At 61.9% G+C, this 21,148-nt stretch carries 20 protein-coding genes and 1 pseudogene; 8 read left to right on the forward strand and 13 right to left on the reverse strand.

Annotated elements, in window-relative coordinates:
- Window positions 1–55 precede the first annotated feature (55 nt).
- The 9 genes and pseudogenes from J2858_RS24365 to J2858_RS19890 all read right to left on the reverse strand — a co-directional run.
- A pseudogene (locus J2858_RS24365) lies at window positions 56–628 on the reverse strand (ABC transporter ATP-binding protein); the annotation flags it as partial.
- Window positions 522–1,502 (reverse strand): branched-chain amino acid ABC transporter permease, encoded by a 981-nt coding sequence (locus tag J2858_RS19855; protein ID WP_210106602.1) that lies wholly within the window; start codon window positions 1,500–1,502, stop codon window positions 522–524. The gene J2858_RS19855 and the pseudogene J2858_RS24365, both read right to left, overlap by 107 nt.
- Window positions 1,502–2,368 carry a branched-chain amino acid ABC transporter permease gene (locus J2858_RS19860; RefSeq protein WP_210106603.1) on the reverse strand — a complete coding sequence of 289 codons (867 nt, stop codon included), beginning with the start codon at window positions 2,366–2,368 and terminating at the stop codon, window positions 1,502–1,504. The genes J2858_RS19855 and J2858_RS19860 overlap by 1 nt, the downstream gene beginning before the upstream one ends.
- Window positions 2,369–2,433: 65 nt before the next feature.
- The gene (locus J2858_RS19865) at window positions 2,434–3,651 is read right to left on the reverse strand and encodes an ABC transporter substrate-binding protein (protein WP_210106604.1); all 1,218 of its coding nucleotides are present in this window, start codon (window positions 3,649–3,651) and stop codon (window positions 2,434–2,436) included.
- 55 nt (window positions 3,652–3,706) lie between these two features.
- The gene (gene leuD / locus J2858_RS19870; protein WP_210106605.1) at window positions 3,707–4,321 is read right to left on the reverse strand and encodes a 3-isopropylmalate dehydratase small subunit; all 615 of its coding nucleotides are present in this window, start codon (window positions 4,319–4,321) and stop codon (window positions 3,707–3,709) included.
- Between the two features lie 11 nt (window positions 4,322–4,332).
- A complete protein-coding gene (leuC, locus tag J2858_RS19875) occupies window positions 4,333–5,739 on the reverse strand; it encodes a 3-isopropylmalate dehydratase large subunit (RefSeq protein WP_210106606.1) in 1,407 nt (468 codons plus the stop codon).
- Between the two features lie 67 nt (window positions 5,740–5,806).
- Window positions 5,807–6,739: a polysaccharide deacetylase family protein gene (locus tag J2858_RS19880; protein ID WP_210106607.1), complete on the reverse strand. Its 933-nt coding sequence runs from the start codon at window positions 6,737–6,739 to the stop codon at window positions 5,807–5,809.
- The gene (locus J2858_RS19885) at window positions 6,739–7,680 is read right to left on the reverse strand and encodes a polysaccharide deacetylase family protein (protein ID WP_210106608.1); all 942 of its coding nucleotides are present in this window, start codon (window positions 7,678–7,680) and stop codon (window positions 6,739–6,741) included. The genes J2858_RS19880 and J2858_RS19885 overlap by 1 nt, the downstream gene beginning before the upstream one ends.
- A 1-nt stretch (window position 7,681) precedes the next feature.
- A complete protein-coding gene (locus tag J2858_RS19890; protein ID WP_210106609.1) occupies window positions 7,682–8,359 on the reverse strand; it encodes an isochorismatase family protein in 678 nt (225 codons plus the stop codon).
- A 434-nt stretch (window positions 8,360–8,793) separates the two neighbouring features.
- On the opposite strand from J2858_RS19890, the gene J2858_RS19895 reads away from it, so the two are divergent.
- The gene (locus J2858_RS19895) at window positions 8,794–9,693 is read left to right on the forward strand and encodes a LysR family transcriptional regulator (RefSeq protein WP_210106610.1); all 900 of its coding nucleotides are present in this window, start codon (window positions 8,794–8,796) and stop codon (window positions 9,691–9,693) included.
- 24 nt (window positions 9,694–9,717) lie between these two features.
- Here J2858_RS19895 and J2858_RS19900 read toward each other — a convergent pair whose 3' ends face one another.
- From J2858_RS19900 to J2858_RS19915, 4 genes are all read right to left on the reverse strand, one after another.
- Entirely contained in the window at window positions 9,718–11,055 is a 1,338-nt protein-coding gene (locus J2858_RS19900; protein ID WP_210106611.1) for an amidase, read from the reverse strand.
- The gene (locus J2858_RS19905) at window positions 11,052–12,599 is read right to left on the reverse strand and encodes an amidase (protein ID WP_210106612.1); all 1,548 of its coding nucleotides are present in this window, start codon (window positions 12,597–12,599) and stop codon (window positions 11,052–11,054) included. The genes J2858_RS19900 and J2858_RS19905 overlap by 4 nt, the downstream gene beginning before the upstream one ends.
- Before the next feature lie 10 nt (window positions 12,600–12,609).
- The gene (gene rutA / locus J2858_RS19910) at window positions 12,610–13,692 is read right to left on the reverse strand and encodes a pyrimidine utilization protein A (RefSeq protein ID WP_210106613.1); all 1,083 of its coding nucleotides are present in this window, start codon (window positions 13,690–13,692) and stop codon (window positions 12,610–12,612) included.
- A gap of 349 nt (window positions 13,693–14,041) precedes the next feature.
- A complete protein-coding gene (locus J2858_RS19915; protein WP_210106614.1) occupies window positions 14,042–14,806 on the reverse strand; it encodes a GntR family transcriptional regulator in 765 nt (254 codons plus the stop codon).
- A 180-nt stretch (window positions 14,807–14,986) separates the two neighbouring features.
- On the opposite strand from J2858_RS19915, the gene J2858_RS19920 reads away from it, so the two are divergent.
- The 7 genes from J2858_RS19920 (at window position 14,987) to J2858_RS19950 (ending at window position 21,145) form a co-directional block, all read left to right on the forward strand.
- Complete coding sequence (locus J2858_RS19920; protein WP_210106615.1) at window positions 14,987–16,207, forward strand: MFS transporter; 1,221 nt, start codon at window positions 14,987–14,989, stop codon at window positions 16,205–16,207.
- Between the two features lie 102 nt (window positions 16,208–16,309).
- A complete protein-coding gene (locus J2858_RS19925) occupies window positions 16,310–17,062 on the forward strand; it encodes a FadR/GntR family transcriptional regulator (protein WP_210106616.1) in 753 nt (250 codons plus the stop codon).
- 69 nt (window positions 17,063–17,131) lie between these two features.
- Window positions 17,132–17,476: a cupin domain-containing protein gene (locus J2858_RS19930; RefSeq protein ID WP_245366823.1), complete on the forward strand. Its 345-nt coding sequence runs from the start codon at window positions 17,132–17,134 to the stop codon at window positions 17,474–17,476.
- 160 nt (window positions 17,477–17,636) lie between these two features.
- Complete coding sequence (locus J2858_RS19935; protein WP_210106617.1) at window positions 17,637–18,659, forward strand: ABC transporter permease; 1,023 nt, start codon at window positions 17,637–17,639, stop codon at window positions 18,657–18,659.
- On the forward strand, window positions 18,659–19,543 hold the full coding sequence (locus J2858_RS19940; protein WP_210106618.1) for an ABC transporter permease: 885 nt from the start codon (window positions 18,659–18,661) through the stop codon (window positions 19,541–19,543). The genes J2858_RS19935 and J2858_RS19940 overlap by 1 nt, the downstream gene beginning before the upstream one ends.
- A gap of 4 nt (window positions 19,544–19,547) precedes the next feature.
- Window positions 19,548–20,384: an ABC transporter ATP-binding protein gene (locus J2858_RS19945; protein WP_210106619.1), complete on the forward strand. Its 837-nt coding sequence runs from the start codon at window positions 19,548–19,550 to the stop codon at window positions 20,382–20,384.
- A complete protein-coding gene (locus J2858_RS19950) occupies window positions 20,384–21,145 on the forward strand; it encodes an ABC transporter ATP-binding protein (RefSeq protein ID WP_210106620.1) in 762 nt (253 codons plus the stop codon). The genes J2858_RS19945 and J2858_RS19950 overlap by 1 nt, the downstream gene beginning before the upstream one ends.
- Window positions 21,146–21,148 lie beyond the last annotated feature (3 nt).

Below are 21,148 nucleotides of genomic sequence, written 5' to 3' on the forward strand. Positions count from 1 at the left end.
TGATGCCGACGATCTCGGAAATCTCCGAGGGGATCAGCCCCGCCATGACCTCGTCGAGCAGCAGGAGCTTTGCGCCGGTTGCAAGCGCGCGGGCAAGCTCCAGCCGCTTTCGCCCGGCAATCGTCAGCGACGAGGCGGGCCGGTCGAGCATGCCGCCCATGCCCAGCCGCTTACCGACATCGCGCGCCACCGACATGGCCTCATGACGGTTGTGATGATGCAGATAGGCGCCGACCGCAATGTTTTCCTGCACCGTCAACCCGGCAAAGGGCTGCACGATCTGGAAGGTGCGGATCATGCCGAGCGCGCAGATGCGATGCGGTGCAAGGCCGGTGATATCCTGCCCTTTGAAGCGCACGGAGCCTTCGTCCGGCTTGGTAAAGCCGGCAATCATCGTGAAGCAGGTCGTCTTGCCGGCACCGTTTGGTCCGAGAAGCCCGACGATCGAGCCTTCCGCCACATCGAGCGTGGCATCCGTCACCGCCTTCAGGCCACCGAAGCTTTTCGAGAGATTGCGAACCTCAAGCATCCCCGCTCTCCTTCTTCTTCTTGGAGGCACCGATTTTGCCGGCAAGTCCCACCAGCCCCTGCGGCAGGAAGCGCAGCGCGCAGATGAGCACGACCGCATACAGCACGAAGTTGAGACCCGGCGCGTTGGGAAGCAGATGCTTGGCGCCCTCGCCCAAGAGGTGCAGGCCGAGCGTGCCGAGCAGCGGCCCCCAAACCGTGCCGGCGCCGCCGATGATCGGACCGATCAGGGCCTCGATGGAAATCCCGCTGCCGTAGACGACGGTGCTGTCGATAAAGAGCCAGAGCTGCAGGTAGAGCACGCCGGCCAGACCGCCGAACGCCCCGGAAATCGCCATGGCCTGCACCTTGATGCGATAGGTATCGATGCCGAGCGCACGCGCCGCATCCTCGTTTTCGCGCACGGCAATCAGATAGGCGCCGAAGCGGGAATATTTGATGAGAGCCGTCAGCGCCATCACGGCGGCCACGACCACCAGAAGGGCCGTATAGACGACCGTCCGGTCGGCAAACTGCAGGTTGGCAAGGCCGGGTGCGAGCTTCAATTGCAGGCCGCTGCCGCCACCGGTAAAGGCAAAGGAGGAGGCGCAGATGCGCAGCACTTCGGCGAAGGCGAGCGTCACGAGGGCAAAGTAGGAGCCGCGCAGACCGTAGCGAAAGGCAAGCGCGCCGATGAAGGCGCCCATGGCGGCACCGGCGAGAATTCCGGCCGCAAAGCCGATCCAGGCACTTACCCCGTAATTGACCTGCAGGACGGCAGAGGCATAGGCGCCCGTGCCAAAAAGCGCGGCGTGACCGAAGGACGACAGTCCGCCAAAGCCGCCGGTTATGTTCCAGGACATGGCAATGACGGCGATGACCAGGGCATTGATGGTAAAGCCCATCCAGACGGGCGATGAGGCGAAGTAGACGCCGATGAGATAGGCGACAGCCGCTGCGGCAAGTGCAATCTGGCCGATGGATTGGGATTTCATCAGCGCGCTCTCCCCAGAAGTCCTGACGGTTTAAACAGAAGGATGAGGATGAAGGCGAGGAAGATGCCGATCTGCCCGAGGCTTTCGCCCAGGAAGAGGCCGCACAGCGACTCGATCACCCCCAGAAGCAGGCCGGCAATCAGCGCGCCCGGCAGGCTGCCCATGCCGCCGAGAACCACGGTGGTGAAGGCAACGAGCACGAAGGTGTAGCCAACCTGCGGCGTGATGTAGAAGGTCGGCAGAAGCAGACAGGCGGCAAGCGCCACGCAGGCCGTGCCGATACCAAAACACACGGCATAGGTATGGTTGACGTCGATCCCCACCAGTTCGGCACCGCGCTTTTCGATGGCGACGGCGCGGATGGCGGAGCCGGTGCGCGTATAGGCCATGAAGCACCAGAGCAGCGGTGCAACGGCAAGTGCCGCGCAAAAGGCGATGACCCGGCCAAGCGGCAGGAAGGCGCCCAGCACTTCCACCGTATCATAGGCATAGGCGATATCGGCCGTGCGGGTATTGGACGTCCAGAAATAGAGCGCGAGGTTGTCGACGATCATCGAGACCGCAAGCGTGATGAGGAGGACATTCTGCTCCGAGCCGCTGCTCATCGGAGCAATCAGCCCGCGCTGCAGGGCATAACCCAGCGCAAAGAAGACCGGCAGCACGATCGGAATGGCGAGATATGGATCGATACCGAGATGATACCAAAGGAAGTATGCGGCATAGAGCGCCAGCATCAGCAGGCTTCCATGGGCAAAATTGATGATGTGGAGCACGCCGTAAATCAGGGTCAGGCCAAGCGCGACCAGCGCATAGACTGCTCCCATCATCAGGCCGCTCAACACAGCGGGAATGATCAGACTCGACATCAGGGCTTGCCTCTCCGTCTCAGGAAGAACGCCTCCGGGATTATCGTCCCGGAGGCGGGATCACATCACTTCTTCGCCGGGATCGGGAAGACGGCTTCGGCGCTCGCATACTGCTTCGGGAACACCAGTTCGATCTTGTCGCCGCGGATCTGCGTGTTGACCGGCTGCGAGTTGACGTTATCGCCGTTGACGAACTTGGTGGCACCATAGGGCATGATCGACTTGTCAAAGGTCGAGGCGGCCAGCGCTTCGATCATCTTCTGGCGATCGTCGGAAGCGCCGCGTTCCAGAGCATCGGCGATGACCTGAATGGTCGCATAGGAGACCATGATGTCATAGGTCATGTCGAGCTTGGCTTCGGCAACCTTGGCGGCAAGCGCCTTCGATTCATCCTTGGTGGGGTCGTACCAGTGATTGCAGTCCATCACGTACTGGGCGACTTCGTTGTTTTCGCGCACGAACTTGATGTTGGAAGCAGCGCCGCCCAGGATGGAATAGATCGCCTTCAGTTCCACGCGCTGCTGGTTGAGAGCCCGCGCCATCAGCGTGTATTCGTTGAGGTAGTTGGACGGGATCAGGATATCGGCCTTTGACGCCTTCACGCGCAGCGCGATGTTGGAGAAGTCACGCTGCGGGGTGGGGTGGGAAATGGTCTCGACCACCTCAATACCCTGCTTCGGCAGCTGTTCGGCCAGGATCTTGGCCATATTGGAGCCGAAGGGGCCGTCTTCATGGACGATGGCAGCCGTCTTGACGACATTCCCGGCGCCCTGGTTCAGGAGCTTCAGGTTTTCGAGCGCGACGCTCGTGCACTTGTTGACGCCCGGCGTGAAGCGGAAGACGTTCGGCAAGCCGCGCGATACGACCGTTTCGGCCGTGCCGATGGAGAAGACCTGGGCCAGATTGTACTTGGCCGCGGCTTGCGAAGAGGCCAGACCAAGCGCCGAGGCGGTTGCACCCGTAAACGCGCAGGCACCAGCCTGTACGAGCGTATCAACACCGGCTGCCGCGGATTCCGGACGGCTCTGCGCATCGACGATTACCAGTTCGATCTTGCGACCGCCCATGCTCTTGATGCCACCTGCCGCGTTGATGGCTTCGGCGGCAAATTTCGCACCGGCTGCACTCTGCGTGCCGTTATAGGCGAGGTTGCCGGTCAAAGGCTCGATGACACCAACCTTGATGGTGGATGTCTGCGCCCGAAGGATGGTCGGCGCGGCAAGACCGGCCACCATAGCGCCGGACACCTTCAACAGGTCGCGGCGATCAATCTTGTAGGTCATCTTTTTATGCTCCCAGTTTTTTTGTGACGGCGATGGTTTCCTGCTGATCCGCCCGTCAACGGGCCAGCCAGGCATGCGAAGCCATTCGATCGCTCTCGAAAGCCTTGATTTTGTCCATGTAGGTGAATGTCATCTCGATCTCGTCGAGACCCTGCAGAATGCACTCGCGAGCGAAAGCATCGATGATGATGGGATGCCGGCCGAGATTGCCGGGCAGGATCAGCTCGGAAGCGGCCAGATCGACCGTGACTTCGGCATCCGGAAAGCGGTTGAGATGCTCTGCGAGACTTTGGCACTGGTCCGCTGCCAGCCGAACCGGCACGAGACCGTTCTTCAGCGCATTGTTGAAGAAGATGTCGCCAAAACTCGGCCCGATCAGCGCGCGGATGCCATGATCGACAAGCGCATAAACGGCGCCTTCTCGCGATGATCCGCAGCCGAAATTGTCTTCGACCAGAAGAACGGTCGAGCGCTCGGCGCCCGGCCGGTTGAGCGGGAATGCCGGGTCCAGTTCGTGGGCATCCGTGCGGCGGATATCGTGAAACAGGAATTGTCCGTAGCCCTGCGCCCTGTCGGCCTTCAGAAAGCGGCCGGGAATGATCTGGTCGGTATCGCAATTGACACCGGGAATGACGGCGACGGTGGATGTTTCGCGGGTAAAGGCTTTCATTATCGCGTCCTTCAAATCCTGCGCACGTCGGTGAGACAGCCATGGATGGCCGCTGCCGCCGCCATGGCGGGGCTCACCAGATGGGTGCGCGCGCCCGGCCCCTGGCGGCCGACGAAATTCCGGTTGGAGGTCGAGGCACAGCGTTCGCCCGGGCCGACGACGTCGCCATTCATCGCCGCGCACATGGAACAGCCCGAATCGCGCCATTCGAAACCCGCATCGCGGAAGATGGCCGCCAGACCTTCGCGTTCCGCCTGTTCCTTCACCTGGGTGGAGCCCGGCACGACAATGGCTGGAATGGTCGCCTTGCGGCCCTTCAGGATGGCGGCGGCCGCGCGCAGATCCTCGATACGGCTATTGGTGCAGGAGCCGATGAACACCTTGTCGAGCTTCAGCCCGGACAGCGCCGTGCCGGGAGCAAGCTCCATATAGTCCAGCGATTTTTCGACCGCCTTGCGCTTGTCGGCACTCTCGAAGCTTGCCGGATCCGGCACGCGGTCCTCGATCGAAAGGGCATCTTCCGGGCTTGTGCCCCAGGTGACCATCGGCGCGATATCGGAACCATCCATGACGATCTCGCGGTCGAACTCGGCATCCGCGTCGCTCACCAGACTGCGCCAATGGCTGACCGCACCCTCCCATTCGCCATCGTTCGGTGCATAATTGCGGCCACGGACATAGGCAAAGGTCGTCTCGTCTGGTGCGACCATGCCGAACCGTGCCGCCGCCTCGATCGACATGTTGCAGAGCGTCAGCCGCCCCTCGATCGACATGTCCCGCACGACCTGCCCGGCAAATTCGATGGCATGACCGCCGGCACCGGCAGCGCCGATGCGCGCAATCAGCGCCAGCATGACGTCCTTGGCGGTAACCCCGTGGCCCAGTCTGCCATTGATCGTCACCCGCATGGTCTTCGGGCGCAGCTGCCAGATGGTCTGCGTGGCAAGCACATGGGCATTTTCGGACTGGCCGATGCCGAAGGCGATGGCCCCGAGCGCCCCTTGCGTCGAGGTATGGCTGTCGGAACAAACGATGGTGAGGCCCGGCAGCGTGATCCCCTGCTCGGGGGCCACGACATGCACGATGCCCTGCGCGCGGCTGGTGAGGCCGAAATGGCGCACGCCACCCCATTCCATGTTTTCGTCGAACGTGTCGATCATATGGGCAATGGCCGGGCTTGCCGCCGCGCTCGATGTACGCCCAAGCGTCGGCACATAATGATCGGCCACGCCAAAGATCTGCTTCGGGCGGCGCGGCTTCATGCCGCGACGCTTCAGATCCGCAAAGGCATGGAAACTGCCTTCGTGGATCATGTCCCGGTCGATGTAGAGCAAGGATGGGCCGGAGGGATGGCGCAATATCTCATGCTCATCCCAGATCTTGCCCAGCATTGTTCGTGGTGCATCAACATGCGCCATGGTGTTTCAGTCTTTCCGTTCGATGTCGCTGCCGAGGGCGAAGGGTTCAGGGCCCTTGCCCGCGCGGTCAGGCCGGCTGGCCGGCCTTGCGAAATGCGGCGCAGATGTCGCCCGTCGATGCGGTCCACACGCCCTCATGCGACAGGATGTAATCAAGCACGTCACGCAGATATTCGATGCGGTAAGGCATGCCGGAGACCCAGGTATGGATGGGCAGGCTCATGATTCGGCCGCCATAATCGGCGCTTTCGCGGTAGAGCACGTCGAAGCGGTCCTTCACCTGCTGCGCCCAGTCCGCCTCCGACTGGAAATATTCGTCCGCAACCACCCGGTCATCCGTCTCATAGGCCATGGGCATGGCCATCAGCGGGCCGTTGTCCGTGCGCATTTCATAAGGAAGATCGTCGTTTGCCCAGTCGAGGCCGTAGCTCACACCGTTTTGCGCAAGCAGGTCCGGCGTGTTGAAGCCCTGCGCGCGGCCGGGCGACAGCCACCCCGTGACGGCCTGCCCGGTCTTTTCCCGAAGCAGGGACAGAGCCTCGGCGATAATGGCGTTTTCCTCGTCCCGCGACAGGCCGGAATGGTGAACCTTGCCCATATCGAGCCCGTGGGCGACCACCTCATGCCCGCCCTCTGTCACCGCATCCACCAGCGCCGGATAGCGGCTGGCAATAATGCCGTTGATGGCAAAGCTCGCTTTCAGACCCTTTTCGCCAAGCAGCCTGAGGATCCGGAAGATGCCGACGCGATTGCCGTAATCGCGGTTGGTGTAATAGCGAAAATCAGGATAGGGCATCGACAGCGCGCCCGGCGCCTTGAAGGGCTTGGACGGCATGTCGAGCGGGAAGTGCTGCACATGCGTGACGATAGACAGGGCAATCCGCGCACCGTTCGGCCAGGCAATCGGCGCACGCTGGAACAGATCGCTCCAGGGGTAACGGTCCTGGTCCATGCCGTGATGGCGTTCGGGATATTTCAGGTAATCATCGGGCATGGACATCAGCGTGCCTCCTTGCCGGCATTGTGGGCAGCCATCGCCGCACTCATGGCGTCATAGGCGCCGCTTGCATGATAGGCCGCAGCGATTTCGCGACCGGTGGTCTGCCACACACCGTCATGGCCTGCGATATATTCGATGGCTTCGGCAAAGGCATCGATCCGGTGTGGCTGGCCCACCAGATAGGGATGCAGCGGAATGCACATCACCGTGCCGCTCTCATCGCCTTCCTTGTAAAGCTGATCGAACTGCCGCTTGATCATTTCGCCATAGTGGCGCGGCGTGACCTTCTGCGTGTTGTAGACGATGACGTCGTTCATCTCGAGCGAATAGGGCATCGAGATCAGCTTGCCGGACTTCACCTTGACGGGCATCGGCTGGTCGTCATGGAACATGTCGCAGGTATACTGGATGCCGGCTTCCGACAGGATGTCCATGGTCCAGAAATTGTTGGACAGCGCCGGAGAAAGCCAGCCGGCAAGCTCCTGCCCCGTATGCTTGTGCACGGTATCGAAGGCATCGCGAATGATTTCGCGCTCCTGTTCGATGTCGAGATTATAGACATAGCGTGTGTTGTAGATGCCGTGGGAGAAGAACTCCCAGCCGCGATCGGCGCAGGCCTTGATGATCTCCGGATGGTGATCGCAAAGGGCGACATTCAGCGAAACCGAACCGCGAAAGCCGGCGCGATCCATCGCCGCCATCATCCGCTGCCAGCCGGCCCGGTTGCCGTAATCGCGGTGCGAATATTGCAGCACATCCGGGTTCGGCCGCGCCCAGGGCGTGCGTGTCGGGTTGTTGGGCGGATTATACTCGTAAAACTCGATATTGGGCGCGATCCAGACGGCGATCTTCTTGTTGCCCGGCCAGACGATTTTCGGACGGTTCGGCCAGGGCAGATAATCGTAAAGCCCAAGATCCGACTTCATGGGTTCGCCGGCCATCTCAGCGAGCCTCCGGCTGATAGGCCTCGTACCAGGCAATCGCGTCGGCGACCGGAATGACGTCGCCATACTTGATCGCGATATCATAGAGGTTGGCGAAATGCGGGCTCTCATGCTTGTCGGCCACGCATTCTTCGGGGACGATGACGCGGTAGCCACGCGATATGGAATCCACGACACAGGCCCTGACGCAGCCGGATGTCGAGCCGCCGGTGATCACCACCGTGTCGCACTGGTGCCAGACCATCAGCGACTGCAGATTGGTTTCATGGAAGGGCGAGGCCATCCGCTTGTTGATGACCACATCCTTGACGTGATCGATCTTGAGGCGCGGATCGAACTCGGCGCGGCGCGAGCCAACCTTGATGTTCTGCAGCGAGTCCGGCGTATTGGTTCGCGTGCCCCAGACGCCGCAGTCCTCGCCCGATTCCATATAGGCCACATAGGTCCAGGTGACCGGCAGGCCCTTGTCCCGCGCCAGCTGGGCAAGCGTATTGACGTAATCGAGCTGCTTCGGATCCGTCTCGTAGGCCGTGACGAATTCGCCGAGCGATGTATAGGCACACTGCAGATCGATATTGATCAACATCGGCTTGCGGCCGAAGCCGAAGCGCTTGCGCGTGGGGTTGGCCTTGGCCTGCTCATACAGCTGACGAGCGGTAAGCGACGACATTTCCATTTGGGCCTCCAGTATCTCATCCGCCGTCCGCTACATTGTCCATTCGGACTTATCCCCAGCGGCAACGGGTTTCTTCATTGCCTATTGTTATCACTTTATATCATTTGTAAAGGCCATTGACGGGGCCTGTCCGCACCTTTTTTCACCACTGCGCCAGACAGGGCATTTGCCGAAAAAATGCGCCGGAACATGACGCCGACTTGCGCAGATTCGCGGTGGCGTGCGCGCGCAGCGTGGACAGATCTCACCGGTCTTATCGTCAAGCGGCCCGTCGCCGGGGCCACCCAGCCCTCTTTGCCACGCCGGACCATCCGCCTCGCCTGCCTCTGTCCAACGACTGCCTGCCCATACGGACGCATCTTCCGGCCGCGCTTGCGGCGATAGCGAAACTGCAATAAAATTTCACGATAAATTATCGCAGATGAAACAATGCCATGAACGATTACAAGGCGCTAAAGACGTTCCTTCTGGCGGCTGAAAAGCGCAGCTTCGCCCAGGTGGCGCGTGAATTGGATATGACGCCGGCTGCGGTGACCCGCGCGATTGCCGCCCTCGAAGCGGATCTGGGAGTTCAGCTTTTCGTGCGCACCACGCGTCAGGTATCGCTGACCACCGATGGCGCGGTGTTCGCCGCCCAGATCCAGCCCGCCATCGCAGCCCTCGACAGCGCGCGCAAGGATGTGCGCAATGCCCACAAGGCCGATCAGGGCCGCCTGAGGATCAGCGCGCCGACCTGGTTCGGCAAAGCGGTTCTGCCACCGATCCTGTCCGGCTTTCGCCAACTCCATCCGTTGATCAGTTTCGAGATTTCCCTCTCGGATGCGCTGGTCGATATCGTCGACGACGATTTCGATCTGGCGATCCGCATCTCCTCCCAGCCCTCGGACAAGTTCACGATCTGGCGAAAGATCCGCATCGTGCCGCGGATCCTGGTGGCAGCCCCGAGAAGTCGCTTCGTCGACATGCAGCACCCCGGCGAACTGGCACCGGACGACTGCCTGGCCTATAGCGGCGAAAGCCGCCGCGAAAACTGGATCCTGTCGGACGGCGCCTCGACCCACACCATATCGGCAGGCCGTGCCTTCAGCGCCAATAGCGGCGAAGTGCTGGCCGACATGGCGGCGGATGGCGCGGGCGTCGCCCTGTTGCCGGGCTTCCATATTGCCGAACATCTGAAGACGGGGCGGCTGGTGCATGTCCTTCAGAACTGGTCGCCCCCGGATCTTTGGCTGACCCTCTATTATCCGCCCTACCAGACATTGCCGCCCCGCATCGCGTCGTTTTCGACATATTTCGAGCAGCAGATCCCAGCGCTGATGACGACCGGCCTGTAACTCCGGCGACCCAAGTGCAGCTGGCTACGTCGCCGGGCCATGCACGTCGTCCGCAGGTTGTGCCTGAAGAACGGGGGCAAGGCGGGCGGCGTTTGCCAGCAGGTGGCTGTCTGAAAAACGGGGACCGATCAATGTCACACCCACCGGCAGCGAGGGCTCGCAGAGAGGCAGCGGCACATTCAGGCACGGCACGCCAAGCAGTGTCCAAGAGGCGTTGAAGACCGGATCTCCGGGGATCCGTCCGACCGGCGCAAAGCCCGGTGCGCTTGGCGCAATGAGTAGATCGTAAGAGGCCACCAGCCGGTCAAAATCGATCCGCGCGAGCGCCATGGCGTCATAGGCTTGCCTCAGATCGGACAGCGTCGATCCATCGCGATTGTCTACCCGGTGATGGAAATCATCGTGAAGCGCGGCGCCATGGCGAAGGGCAAGATTGCGAAACGCAGCCTGCCCTTCCCGGTGCAGGATCACCCGGTGATGGTGGTCAAGCATGGCGAAATCTGCAGGCAGATCCAAAAGATTGACCTGATGGCCGGCAGCCCGCAGGCGTCTCGCCGCAAGATCCAAAGCCTCCAGGCTTTCCGGCTGCAGGCGATCGCGATAGGGGCCAGTGGTAAGGGCGATGCGCAGAAATGTTTTGTCCTGCACCACGTCAAGCGGCTCGTCGAGCCCTAAAACAGAAGCAAGGACCGCCAGATCCGCCACGCTGCGCGCGTACCAGCCCACCGTATCGAAGCTGATTGCGTAGAGCTTGACGCCTTCGCGACTGACACGGCCGAAACTCGGCTTGAAGGCAAACACGCCGCAGAAGGAACCGGGACGGATGGTCGAACCGCCCGTCTGCGTGGCAAGCGCCAGGGGCACGTGGCAATCGGCAACGGCGGCCGCCGATCCGGCCGAAGACCCGCTGGAGGTCCGCGTCAGGTCATGCGGATTGCCGGTCAGCGCGTTGCGCCCGGCGGCTGCAAATTCCGTCGTGTCGGTCTTGCCCAGAAGAATGGCGCCCTCGGAACGCAGAAGATCGACAACGGCTGCATCGGCAGCCGGCTGGAAGCCGTCATAGAGCGGCGAATTATAGGTCGTCGCCAGATCGCGGGTATCAAACACATCCTTCACCGCAATCGGCAGCCCATGCAGGCGCCCGCGCATTTCCGCAGGCAGACGATCGAGACGGCCAGCCTCCGAAAGGGCCTGGGGGTTGATGGCGAGCCACGCCTTCACATCGCCATCGCGTTCGCGGATGCGGCGCAGACACGCTTCCACAAGCTCACGGGCCGTCAGGCGATCCTCGCGCATAAGGGCGAGCGCATCGGACGCACTGAGTTCATTGAAACCAACTGTTGGAAGGGAGGGTCGGTTCATGACAGGAGCCCCGGTGGCGTCTGTCTGTGGAAATCCGTGGCCTCCTGGAAGGCAGCCCCCAGCCGCAGGCACAGAGCATCGGCCCGAGGCCGGCCGACGATCTGGATGCCGGTGGGCAGGCCGCACCGGCCAAAGCCCGAGGGCAGCATGAGCGCCGGCAGCCCGGTCACATCAAAAATCATGGTATTGCGGGAAATCACCTCCTGGAACGATTTCGCCATGCCATTCACATCAACCGTCAGGCTGTCGAACCGGCCGGCCTCGCCGCCGATGCCGGGCGTCACCACCAGATCCACATCGGCCATGGCTTTCAGGAAACCGGCCTGCGCCTCAGCGCGCACCTGCAGCGCCCTGATATAGTCAAGCGCCAAGACCTGAAGGCCATTGTTCAGCCGGTGCAGCAGGCCCTTGTCGAACAGGTCGGATCGATCGAGCCGAGGCGAATGCAGGGCGGCCAGTTCGCATTGCAGGATCACCCAGCCCGCCTCGTGGCCCGCACCGATATCAAGGGCCGGGAGCGGCACCAGAGTGCATCCCAGCCCTTCCAGGGTCTTGAGCGCGCTTTGCCAGTTGGCAAGAACGGCATCATCGACCTCTTCGATGAACCAGTTGACCGGCACACCGAGACGAAGCCCATCCACGGACGCATTGCCGAGAACATCCCGACACTGGTCCGCAAGTACCTGATCCGGCTCAGCCGTCATAAAAGGCAGGACGCGGGCGATATCGCGCGCAGAACGGGCCATCGGGCCGATATGATCCAGCGTCCAGGAGAGCGGCGCGACGCCCCGGCGCGAGACCCGTTCACGGCTGGGCTTCAACCCCGTCGTTCCGCACCAGCAGGAAGGAACGCGGATCGAGCCACCGGTATCGGAACCAAGCGCAAGCGGCATCAACCGGGCCGCCAACCCGGCACCCGATCCGGTGGACGAACCACCTGTCCAGCGCGTTTCGTCCCAGGGATTGGTCACGGTGCCGAAACGCGGATTGTGCGGCGAGCCCGTGGCAAATTCCGTGGTTGCCGTCATGCAGAAGGGAATGGCGCCGACCGCGCGCAGCTCCGCAACCGCTGCGGCATCGGCAGGCGCAATGCGGTTGCCGGTAAAATGCGAACCGGAGGTCACCGTGGCATCCGCGACGTCGATGATGTCCTTCACGCCGAAGGGAATGCCCTCCAGGGGGCGCGCCGTGCCGCGGCGGAAGCGGAGATCACTGTCGCGCGCAGCCTCCAACGCGCCGGGCACGAGACGCAGTACCGCCTCATGCCCAGCCCTCGTCGCCGAGATGGCGCTCGACAATTCGCCGAGAACGTCGGACGGCGTCAGATGTCCGCCCGCATAGGCCGATAGGAGTTCATCGACACCCGCCTGCCGTGGCGGCATGACAGACGCGGCGGCTTCAATCGGCGCCGCCTCCAGCGTGCAGGATACGACGGCGGCATAATCAAAGCGACGATCCGCCGCTCCCGGATCGATCAGGGTCAGTGGATCCAGTGCCTCGCCCGCTGCGAGATGCGATTGAACGGACGCCTCGGCAGCGGGCATGCTCATATCCTTACTCGGCTGCGATCTGGCCCATGGTGCGCGATGCCATCAGAGGCTGGATGCGCTCACCGAACTGATCGAGGCCGACCAGGAAATCGTCGAAGGTCAGCATGATGCCCTTCGTGCCGGGAACGCTGCCGGCTTCATCGAGCATGCGGGCAACGGAGGCATAGGAGCCGACAAGGGTGCCCATGTTGAAGTTGACCGCACCCTCGGGCAGGTTGATGTGCTTGGCGGTGGACGTGCTGTCGGCTGCAGCGTCCTTGCTGCCCTGATCGGCCATCCAGGCTAGAGCATCGACATCAGCGCCGGCACGGTAGCTTTCCCACTTGGCCTTGGCCAGTTCGTCCGTCTCGTCGGCGATCACCATGAAGAGCACGTAGGCACCGACATCGCGGCCGGTCTTGGCAGCGGCATCCAGCAGCTTGGCATTGTTGGGGGCATAAGCTGTCGGCGTGTTGATGCCCGAGCCCATGACGAAATTATAATCGGCATATTCGGCGGCAAATTCCATGCCGCGCGGGCTCTGGCCCGCCGCCACGATCTCGATCTTGTTGGCTGGCGTCGGCTTCATCATGCAATCCTTCATGGTGAAGTATTTGCCGTCGAAACTGCAGGCGCCGTTGGCCCAGAGTTCCTTCATGATGTGGACGTATTCGGTCGAATAATCATAGCGATAGCCGAAATAGTCATTGCCCGGCCACATGCCCATCTGGTCATATTCCGCCATCTGCCAGCCGGAGACGATGTTGACGCCAAAACGACCCGGCGCCACGCTGTCGATCGTCGTGGCCATGCGCGCTACAATGGCCGGGGGCAAGGTCAGAACCGCGGTGGAGGCAAATAGCTTGATCCGCTCGGTCACGCTGGCAAGGCTCGCCATCAGGGTAAAACTCTCGAGATTGTAATCCCAGAATTCCGCCTTGCCGCCGAAGCCGCGCAACTTGATCATCGAAAGCGCGAATTCCAGCCCGTATTTTTCCGCCTTCTGGACGATCTGCTTGTTCAGTTCAAAACTCGGCATGTATTGCGGCGATGTGGTCGAGATCAGCCAGCCATTGTTTCCGATGGGAATGAAGACGCCGATATCCATTGTGAGTTCCCCTTTTTAGACCCGTAATCCGCGTAATATGTACGAACTAATGCAAAATTTTCCGGACCTGTCCAGCCGAAAATGGCGCAGGTTTGGGCATGCACAAATTCGATGCAATTGACGGAAACACATGCAGGGGAAATGTGCAGAAGCGCGGTTCAAACGCTGAAAACGCAGGCAAAGGCCGCCGCAGCAGAGGCACAGCAAACCAGCCGCGACAATGGCGGCGACAGGATGGCAGAACAGGCTACGCAGCAGCACCAAAGGTCTGGCCAAGCTGAAACCAGGCGCGACCACCCAGCAAGCTCCGGCGAGAGACACCCTGAGGATGCTCGATCAGGAGCGAACCTTAGTCCTCGGCGCGCAATGTCGTGGTAAAGGTAAAGCGCTCGGCCGGCAGGACCTGAAACGCATATTCGAGCAGCCGCCTGCCGGATCCGTAGTAACGCCGGCTGACCATCAGGGCCAGATCGCCGGCCTTCACCTCAAGCTTTGCCGCCACATCGGCCTCGAGGATCATGGGGCGAATTTCCTGCTGTATTTCCTGGATCTTTTCGCCGGTATACTGTTCGATATAGTGGAAGATAGCGCTTCTTGCGACCGTGAGATCCTTGACGGCCGCCGACAGCTTGGCATCGACATAGACCTCGTTCCAGGAAAACGGACGGCTGCGGTTTCCGGGGTAGCGAATGCCGGCCATATGCAGGAACTTTCGCCCCGGCCGGCAGCCGAGATCCACCGCCAGCTTGCCCTGCGCCGATATCTCCTCTTTCGTGTCGATCACCAGCTCGGTTTCGGCGGCAATCTCGAACAGTTCGGAGCGGGAATGCGCGATGAAACGTTTGCGCTCCGGGTCAAAGCCCGCCTCCACCCGCGTGCCCACGCCCTTGCGGGCAGAGAGCCGGCCTTTGTTTCGCAAGGTGCCGATCGCCTGGCGCACCGTCTGCCGGCTGACGCCAAGAGCCGCCGCGATCTCGTTTTCCGTCGGCAGCAGTGAACCAACCGGATAATCGCCACTGCCGATCCGCGCCTCCAGGTGATGGGCAACCTGGAGATAAAGCGGCGCCGTATCCACTTCCGGCTTCCAATTCGTGCGCTTGCTCTCCAAGTCCATCAACGCCTCTGGCGGCACAGCGGCCGCGTTCATCCCATCGCATGTGTTTCCCCTTCTTTATCGGGAAAGGCAAACAAAAACCGCCAAATCAGCGCAAGCCGACCGGATGCTTGCGGTCTGCGGACAAATCAATTAGTACGTACATATCCTTCTTATGAGTCTCCCAGGATCGAATGAAGCATGTCTGATCTGACCGCGGCGTCGCAACCGCCAGCGCGCCACGCCTCCTCGCTTGCCCAGACGCTTGCCGCAGCAACCCTCATCCAGATCGTGGCCACGGCGAGCGTGCTGGCGCTGACGGCCATTGCCCCCACGGTCGCCACCGATCTCGGCATCGGCGCCTACTGGATCGGGTACCAGATCAGCCTGATCTACACGGCGGGAATGTTTTCCTCGGCGATTGCCGGAACCCTGGTGCAGCGCTTCGGGCCGATCCGCATCGAGCAGGCGGCACTTGTCTGCTTCGTGATCGGCTTTGCCGGCATCGCGACCGCCAGCATCCCGCTCATCGTTCTTGCCTCGCTGTTCATCGGTATCGGCTACGGGCTGAACAACCCTGCCGCCTCGGAAATGCTGTCGCGCGTGACACCGCACACCAAACGCAATCTGGTTTTCTCCCTGAAGCAATCGGGCGTTCCGCTCGGCGGCATATTGGCAAGCTTTGCCTTTCCCTTCCTGTCGCGTTTCATCGACTGGCATCTTGCGCTTATGATAGGGGCCTTTGCGCCACTTCTGACCATGGGCCTCCTCTCCCTGACCCATGCCGCCGAGCCGGTGACGGCTTCCGCCTCGCGCTCCCTGCTGCGCGGGCTGATCGAGGAGCAATCGGCAATCTGGCGCCACACGCGGCTTCGCGCGCTCTCGGCGCTCGGCTTTGCCTATTCGGCCATGCAGCTGTCGGTCTCGGCCTTTGCCGTGGTCGCACTGGTCCATGATGCCGGATGGTCGCTGCTTTCGGCAGGCACGGTTGCAGCCGCCATGCAGCTTGCCGGTGCGATGGGACGCATTTTCTGGGGCGTCGTCGCAGACCGCATCGGGGGCGGCTTCGTCACTCTCTCCCTGCTCGGCCTGCTGGGCGGGCTCGGCTATGCGCTCCTCTTCTGGCTCAGCGATCTGCCAACCGCCGTGCAGGTCATCGTGTTTGTCGCCATGGGTGCCGTCACGATCGGATGGAATGGCGTGCTTCTGGCCGAAGTCGCCCACAATGCGCCCGAGGGCCGGGTCGGCGCCATCACCGGCGGGGTGCTGGTCTACACCTTCATCGGCGTCATCGTCGGCCCCTCCTCCTTCGCCGCTCTCTACGCGATTACCGGTCATTATGGCGCAAGCTTCCTCATCTTCTCCCTGTTCGGCTTTGGCGGCGTGATCGTCGCCTGGCAGGCCCATCGCTCCGGCGGGTAGATCGTTGGCAGTTTTCCCGCAAGTTCATGCCCGCCACCCTCTTGGCAGACTTTCGCGAACTCGCTAACCTTGCCTGACAAGTATCGACGTTGCGGGGTATGAATGGTGAACGAGGCCCAGGCAGAGGTCCAGCAGGGGCAATCCCTGGCATCCAGGATCAGCGCTGCGCTGCGGCAGGACCTCGTGTCGGGCGCCTTTCGTCCCGGAGACCGCCTGCCAAGCGAAAGCGCCTTGACGCGGGAATATTCCGTCAGCCGAACCGTGGTGCGCGAAGCGATTGCCATTCTGCGCGCCGACGGGCTGGTCGAGGCCCGCAAGGGTGCCGGCGTTTTTGCCCTGGAAATCCGCCCCGAGGCGGAGCGGCCATTCAACGATCTCGCCACGCAGCGCATCTCGTCTGTCATCGAACTACTGGAGCTTCGCACGGTTTTCGAGGTCGAATCGGCAGCACTTGCAGCACTTCGGCGGTCGGCCACCCAGATCGAAGAGATTCTCGAGGCACATCGCCGTGTCGGCCAGTGTCTCGCGGATGGCGCCCCCACACGCGACGCCGACTTCAATCTGCATTTGGCCATTGCGGAAGCGACCCAGAACCGGCGGTTTCCAGAATTCCTGCAATTGATCCGTACCGGCATCATCCCGCGCGGCGACCTGCAGGGAGAGGCGCCGGGCTCGCGCCCGAAGGATTACAATCTTCATCTCCAGGAAGAACACGGCCTGATCGTTGACGCCATCATCGAGGGCGATGCGGAGGCGGCGCGTCTCCATATGAAGGCCCATTTGCGCGGCAGCCTTGAGCGCTACAAGGCACTTCTGCGGTCGCAACGGGCGGAACGCGCGCAGCAACCGGCATGACGGCCGATCTTGTCAGGCAGATTTACTTTCATGTATGATATGATTGTCGAACATCATAAGGAGACAGTCATGTCGCTACCGATCTTTCCCGCCATCCACCCCGATCCGGGCGTTACGCGCCGCGTGCTGTCCGACAGTCCGGAACTGATGGTCGTGTCGTTTCGCTTTGAAACCGGCGCCGAAGGAAAGCTTCACAGTCATCCGCATGTTCAATCGACCTATGTGGCGGCCGGGCGCTTCGCGTTCTTTCGGGACGGCATCACCTATCAACTGAAAACTGGGGATAGTCTCGTCATCCCGGGCGGGGTCGAGCACGGCTGCCGGTGTCTTGAGGCTGGCGAACTGATCGACAATTTCACGCCCCGCCGCGATGATTTTCTGGTTGCGCAGCCGACAACGCCGGCGACAGCCTGAAACAGGCCTGGCCGAAGTCGGTGGGCCAGAATGTCTGGAGACGTCACGCCCCCCCCGACATATCCTCGGACAGACTTGACACACCCGGAAGCTTGTGACAGGTTCCGCTTAGTTGTCTGACAGGATGGGAGCCTGTGTGCAGTCGATGTCTGGAGGAACCATGCTATTCCGCCGCCTGCGTGTGGCCGGCTTTGCCGGCCAGCTCGGCAGTATCGCGATCACCCTTCTTGGTCTGTTGATGCTGACATTCTTCATCGGGCGCCTGATGCCAGTCGATCCGGTGCGCGCCATGGTGGGCGAAGATGCGACGCGCGAGACCTATGAACAGGTCTATGCGTCGCTCGGCCTTGATCGACCGCTCTACGAGCAATTCGTCTATTACCTCGGCGATGTGCTGACGGGGGATTTCGGAACCTCGATCCGCACCGGCCAGCCGGTCATCCAGGATATCCTGCATGTCATGCCGGCCACCATCGAGCTTGCCACATTTGCCATCATCATCGGCGCGCTGCTGGGCGTGTCGATGGGCGTCCTGGCGGCCGTCAACAAGGATCGCTGGCCCGATCACCTCGTGCGCGTCTTCAGCCTGTTCGGCCATTCGATGCCGATCTTCTGGACCGGCATGATCGCGCTCATCGTCTTTTATGCGCATCTCGGCCTTGTCGGCGGCAGCGGGCGCATGGACCAGTTCTACATCGGGCTCGTCGAGGACCGCACCGGCTTCCTTCTGATCGACAGCCTGATGGCCGGCGAAATGGATGTCTTCTGGTCGGCCCTCAATCACCTGATCCTGCCGGCCGCCCTGCTCGGCTATTCGTCCTCCGCCTATATAACCCGCATGACCCGCAGCTTCATGCTCGACCAGCTGGGGCAGGAATATGTGACGACGGCCCGCGTGAAGGGCCTGTCGCAGCGACAGACCATCTGGCTGCATGCCTTCGGCAATATCCGCGTCCAGCTGGTCACCATTATCGCGCTTGCCTATGGGTCGCTGCTGGAAGGTGCCGTGCTGATCGAGACGGTGTTCGCCTGGCCGGGCTTCGGCCAGTATCTGACCAGCAACCTGATCATCGGCGACATGAACGCGGTGATGACCTGCGTGCTGATCGTCGGCGTCATCTTCATCGGGCTCAATCTGCTGTCCGACATTCTTTATCGCATCTTTGACCCCAGGACCCGCTGATGACTGCCGACACGCACACCCGCAGCCTGCCCGGCTGGCTGATCGCGCTGAAGAATATCGTCGTCTTTCTGATGCGCAGCCCGACCTCCCTGTTCGGCCTTGCCGTTCTGGCCATCCTCGTCCTCACAGCGGTCTTTGCACCGCTGATCGCCACCCATGACCCTTACGTGCAGGCACTCGGCAATGTGCTGCAGCCGCCGGGCAACGGCCATCTGTTCGGCACGGACGAACTGGGCCGCGACATCTTCAGCCGCCTTGTCTATGGCGCCCGCATCACGCTCACCATCATATTCCTGGTGTCGATCGTCGTCGGACCGATCGGCCTCGTGATTGGCACCTCGGCCGGCTATCTGGGCGGCAAGTTCGATACGGTGATGATGCGCATCACCGACATCTTTCTGTCCTTCCCGAGCCTCATCCTGTCGCTGGCCTTCGTGGCGGCCCTCGGCCCCAGCCTCAACAATGCGATCATCGCAATCGCGCTCACCTCCTGGCCGCCGATTGCGCGGCTTGCCCGCGCCGAGGCGATGACCTTCCGCAAGGCCGACTATATTGCAGCGGCCCGCCTGCAGGGCGCCTCGACCAGCCGCATCATCGTGAAATCGATCATGCCCATGTGCCTGCCTTCGGTGCTCATACGCCTGACGCTCAACATGGCAACCGTCATCCTGACGGCAGCGGGCCTCGGTTTCCTGGGTCTTGGCGCCCAGCCGCCCATGCCAGAATGGGGCGCCATGATCGCGACTGGCCGCCGCTACATGCTGGACAGCTGGTGGCTCGTCACCTTCCCTGGCGTTTCGATCCTGTCAGTCAGCCTTGCCTTCAATCTCTTGGGCGATGGCCTGCGTGATGCACTCGATCCCAAGCAGATGAACCGGAGGTAAGGCGATGGAAAAGACCATACTGGACGTCCAGAACCTGCGCATCCGCTATGGCGGCTCAACCACTGAGGCGGTGCGGGGCGTGTCCTTCACGCTCGGGCGCGAACGGCTGGGCATTGTGGGCGAATCCGGCTCCGGCAAATCCACCGTCGGGCGTGCCTTGCTGCGGCTGCTGCCGGGCGCCACGATCACGGCAGACATGCTGCGCTTCGACGAAGTCGACCTTCTCTCCTTGAGCGAGAAGGAGATGCTGAAAGTTCGCGGCCGGCGCATGTCAATGATCCTGCAGGACCCGAAATTTTCGTTGAACCCCATTCGCCGCGTGGGTGATCAGGTGGCGGAAACCTATCTGCGCCACTTCAAATGCAGCCGGCGCGAGGCGCATGAGAAGGCCGTTGCGATGCTGGAAGCCGTGAAGATCCGCGATGCCGAACGGGTGTTCAAACAGTATCCGCATGAAATTTCCGGCGGCATGGGCCAGCGGGTGATGATTGCCATGATGCTTCTGGCCGATCCCGATCTGGTGATTGCCGACGAGCCGACCTCGGCGCTCGACGTCACCGTGCGTCTCCAGGTTCTGACCATTCTGGACAGCCTGGTGCGCGACCGCGGCATCGGCCTGATCATGATCAGCCATGACCTCAATCTGGTGCGCAACTTCTGTGACCGCGTGCTGATCATGTATGCCGGCAAAGTGGTCGAAACCTTGAAGGCAGTCGAGCTCGATCAGGCCCGGCATCCCTATACGCAAGGACTTCTGGCCGCCCAACCGCGCATCGGTGGCACGCGTCAACCGCTGGCGGTGCTCGACCGCAGACCCGAATGGCTGGAGGAGAACGCCTGATGTCCGTTTCCGTCGAGGTGCGCAATCTCTCCATCAGCTTCGGGGCGGGCGCTCACGCCGTCAAGGTTCTGCCCGGCGTGACGTTCAGCGTGGAGCGTGGCGAATGTTTCGGGCTCGTCGGCGAATCCGGCTCGGGCAAGTCCACGGTCCTGCGCTGCCTGTCGCTTCTCACCGACTTCTGGAGCGGAGAGGTCCTGATCGATGGCCGCTCCGTGCGCGACATGCCCCTGATCGAGCGCTGCCGCACGCTGCAGATGGTGTTTCAGGACCCCTATGGATCGCTGCATCCGCGCCAGTCTGTCCGGACCGTGCTCAACGAACCGCTCGTCATCCACAAGCTGGGTGATCGCGAGGAGCGGATGCGCCGGGCCATTACCGATGTCGGCCTGCCGATTTCCTTTCTCGACCGGTTTCCGCACCAGCTGTCCGGCGGCCAGCGCCAGCGCGTTGCCATCGCCCGCGCGCTGATCCTCGAGCCGTCGCTGCTTCTTCTCGATGAGCCGACCTCGGCGCTCGACGTATCGGTGCAGGCCGAAATCCTCAACCTGCTGCAGCGCCTGCGGTACGAACGGGGTTTTACCTATATCATGGTCACCCATGATCTGGCGGTGGTCGATCACATGTGCGACCGCTTTGCCGTGATGCTGCGCGGCGAGGTGACCGAGATCCTGCCACACGAGGCAATTGCCAGGAATGGCGCAAGCCATCCTTACGCGCGCGAACTGATCGGCGCATCGCTGGACTATGAAGGCATCCGCTAGGCT

The organism is Neorhizobium galegae (genome assembly GCF_017877135.1).
Classification (GTDB): Bacteria; Pseudomonadota; Alphaproteobacteria; order Rhizobiales; family Rhizobiaceae; genus Neorhizobium; species Neorhizobium galegae_A.

Bases quoted from the DNA above. Each gene is read 5' to 3' on its own strand.
- J2858_RS19855 (WP_210106602.1), bottom strand. From the start codon at position 1,502: ATGAAATCCCAATCCATCGGCCAGATTGCACTTGCCGCAGCGGCTGTC.
- J2858_RS19950 (WP_210106620.1), top strand. From the start codon at position 20,384: ATGTCCGTTTCCGTCGAGGTGCGCAATCTCTCCATCAGCTTCGGGGCG.
- leuC (WP_210106606.1), bottom strand. From the start codon at position 5,739: ATGGCGCATGTTGATGCACCACGAACAATGCTGGGCAAGATCTGGGAT.
- J2858_RS19905 (WP_210106612.1), bottom strand. From the start codon at position 12,599: ATGCCCGCTGCCGAGGCGTCCGTTCAATCGCATCTCGCAGCGGGCGAG.
- rutA (WP_210106613.1), bottom strand. From the start codon at position 13,692: ATGGATATCGGCGTCTTCATTCCCATCGGAAACAATGGCTGGCTGATC.
- J2858_RS19895 (WP_210106610.1), top strand. From the start codon at position 8,794: ATGAACGATTACAAGGCGCTAAAGACGTTCCTTCTGGCGGCTGAAAAG.
- J2858_RS19920 (WP_210106615.1), top strand. From the start codon at position 14,987: ATGTCTGATCTGACCGCGGCGTCGCAACCGCCAGCGCGCCACGCCTCC.
- J2858_RS19890 (WP_210106609.1), bottom strand. From the start codon at position 8,359: ATGGAAATGTCGTCGCTTACCGCTCGTCAGCTGTATGAGCAGGCCAAG.
- J2858_RS19940 (WP_210106618.1), top strand. From the start codon at position 18,659: ATGACTGCCGACACGCACACCCGCAGCCTGCCCGGCTGGCTGATCGCG.
- J2858_RS19860 (WP_210106603.1), bottom strand. From the start codon at position 2,368: ATGTCGAGTCTGATCATTCCCGCTGTGTTGAGCGGCCTGATGATGGGA.
- J2858_RS19885 (WP_210106608.1), bottom strand. From the start codon at position 7,680: ATGGCCGGCGAACCCATGAAGTCGGATCTTGGGCTTTACGATTATCTG.
- J2858_RS19935 (WP_210106617.1), top strand. From the start codon at position 17,637: ATGCTATTCCGCCGCCTGCGTGTGGCCGGCTTTGCCGGCCAGCTCGGC.
- J2858_RS19865 (WP_210106604.1), bottom strand. From the start codon at position 3,651: ATGACCTACAAGATTGATCGCCGCGACCTGTTGAAGGTGTCCGGCGCT.
- J2858_RS19930 (WP_245366823.1), top strand. From the start codon at position 17,132: ATGTCGCTACCGATCTTTCCCGCCATCCACCCCGATCCGGGCGTTACG.
- J2858_RS19900 (WP_210106611.1), bottom strand. From the start codon at position 11,055: ATGAACCGACCCTCCCTTCCAACAGTTGGTTTCAATGAACTCAGTGCG.
- J2858_RS19880 (WP_210106607.1), bottom strand. From the start codon at position 6,739: ATGTCCATGCCCGATGATTACCTGAAATATCCCGAACGCCATCACGGC.
- J2858_RS19945 (WP_210106619.1), top strand. From the start codon at position 19,548: ATGGAAAAGACCATACTGGACGTCCAGAACCTGCGCATCCGCTATGGC.
- J2858_RS19915 (WP_210106614.1), bottom strand. From the start codon at position 14,806: ATGGACTTGGAGAGCAAGCGCACGAATTGGAAGCCGGAAGTGGATACG.
- J2858_RS19925 (WP_210106616.1), top strand. From the start codon at position 16,310: ATGGTGAACGAGGCCCAGGCAGAGGTCCAGCAGGGGCAATCCCTGGCA.
- leuD (WP_210106605.1), bottom strand. From the start codon at position 4,321: ATGAAAGCCTTTACCCGCGAAACATCCACCGTCGCCGTCATTCCCGGT.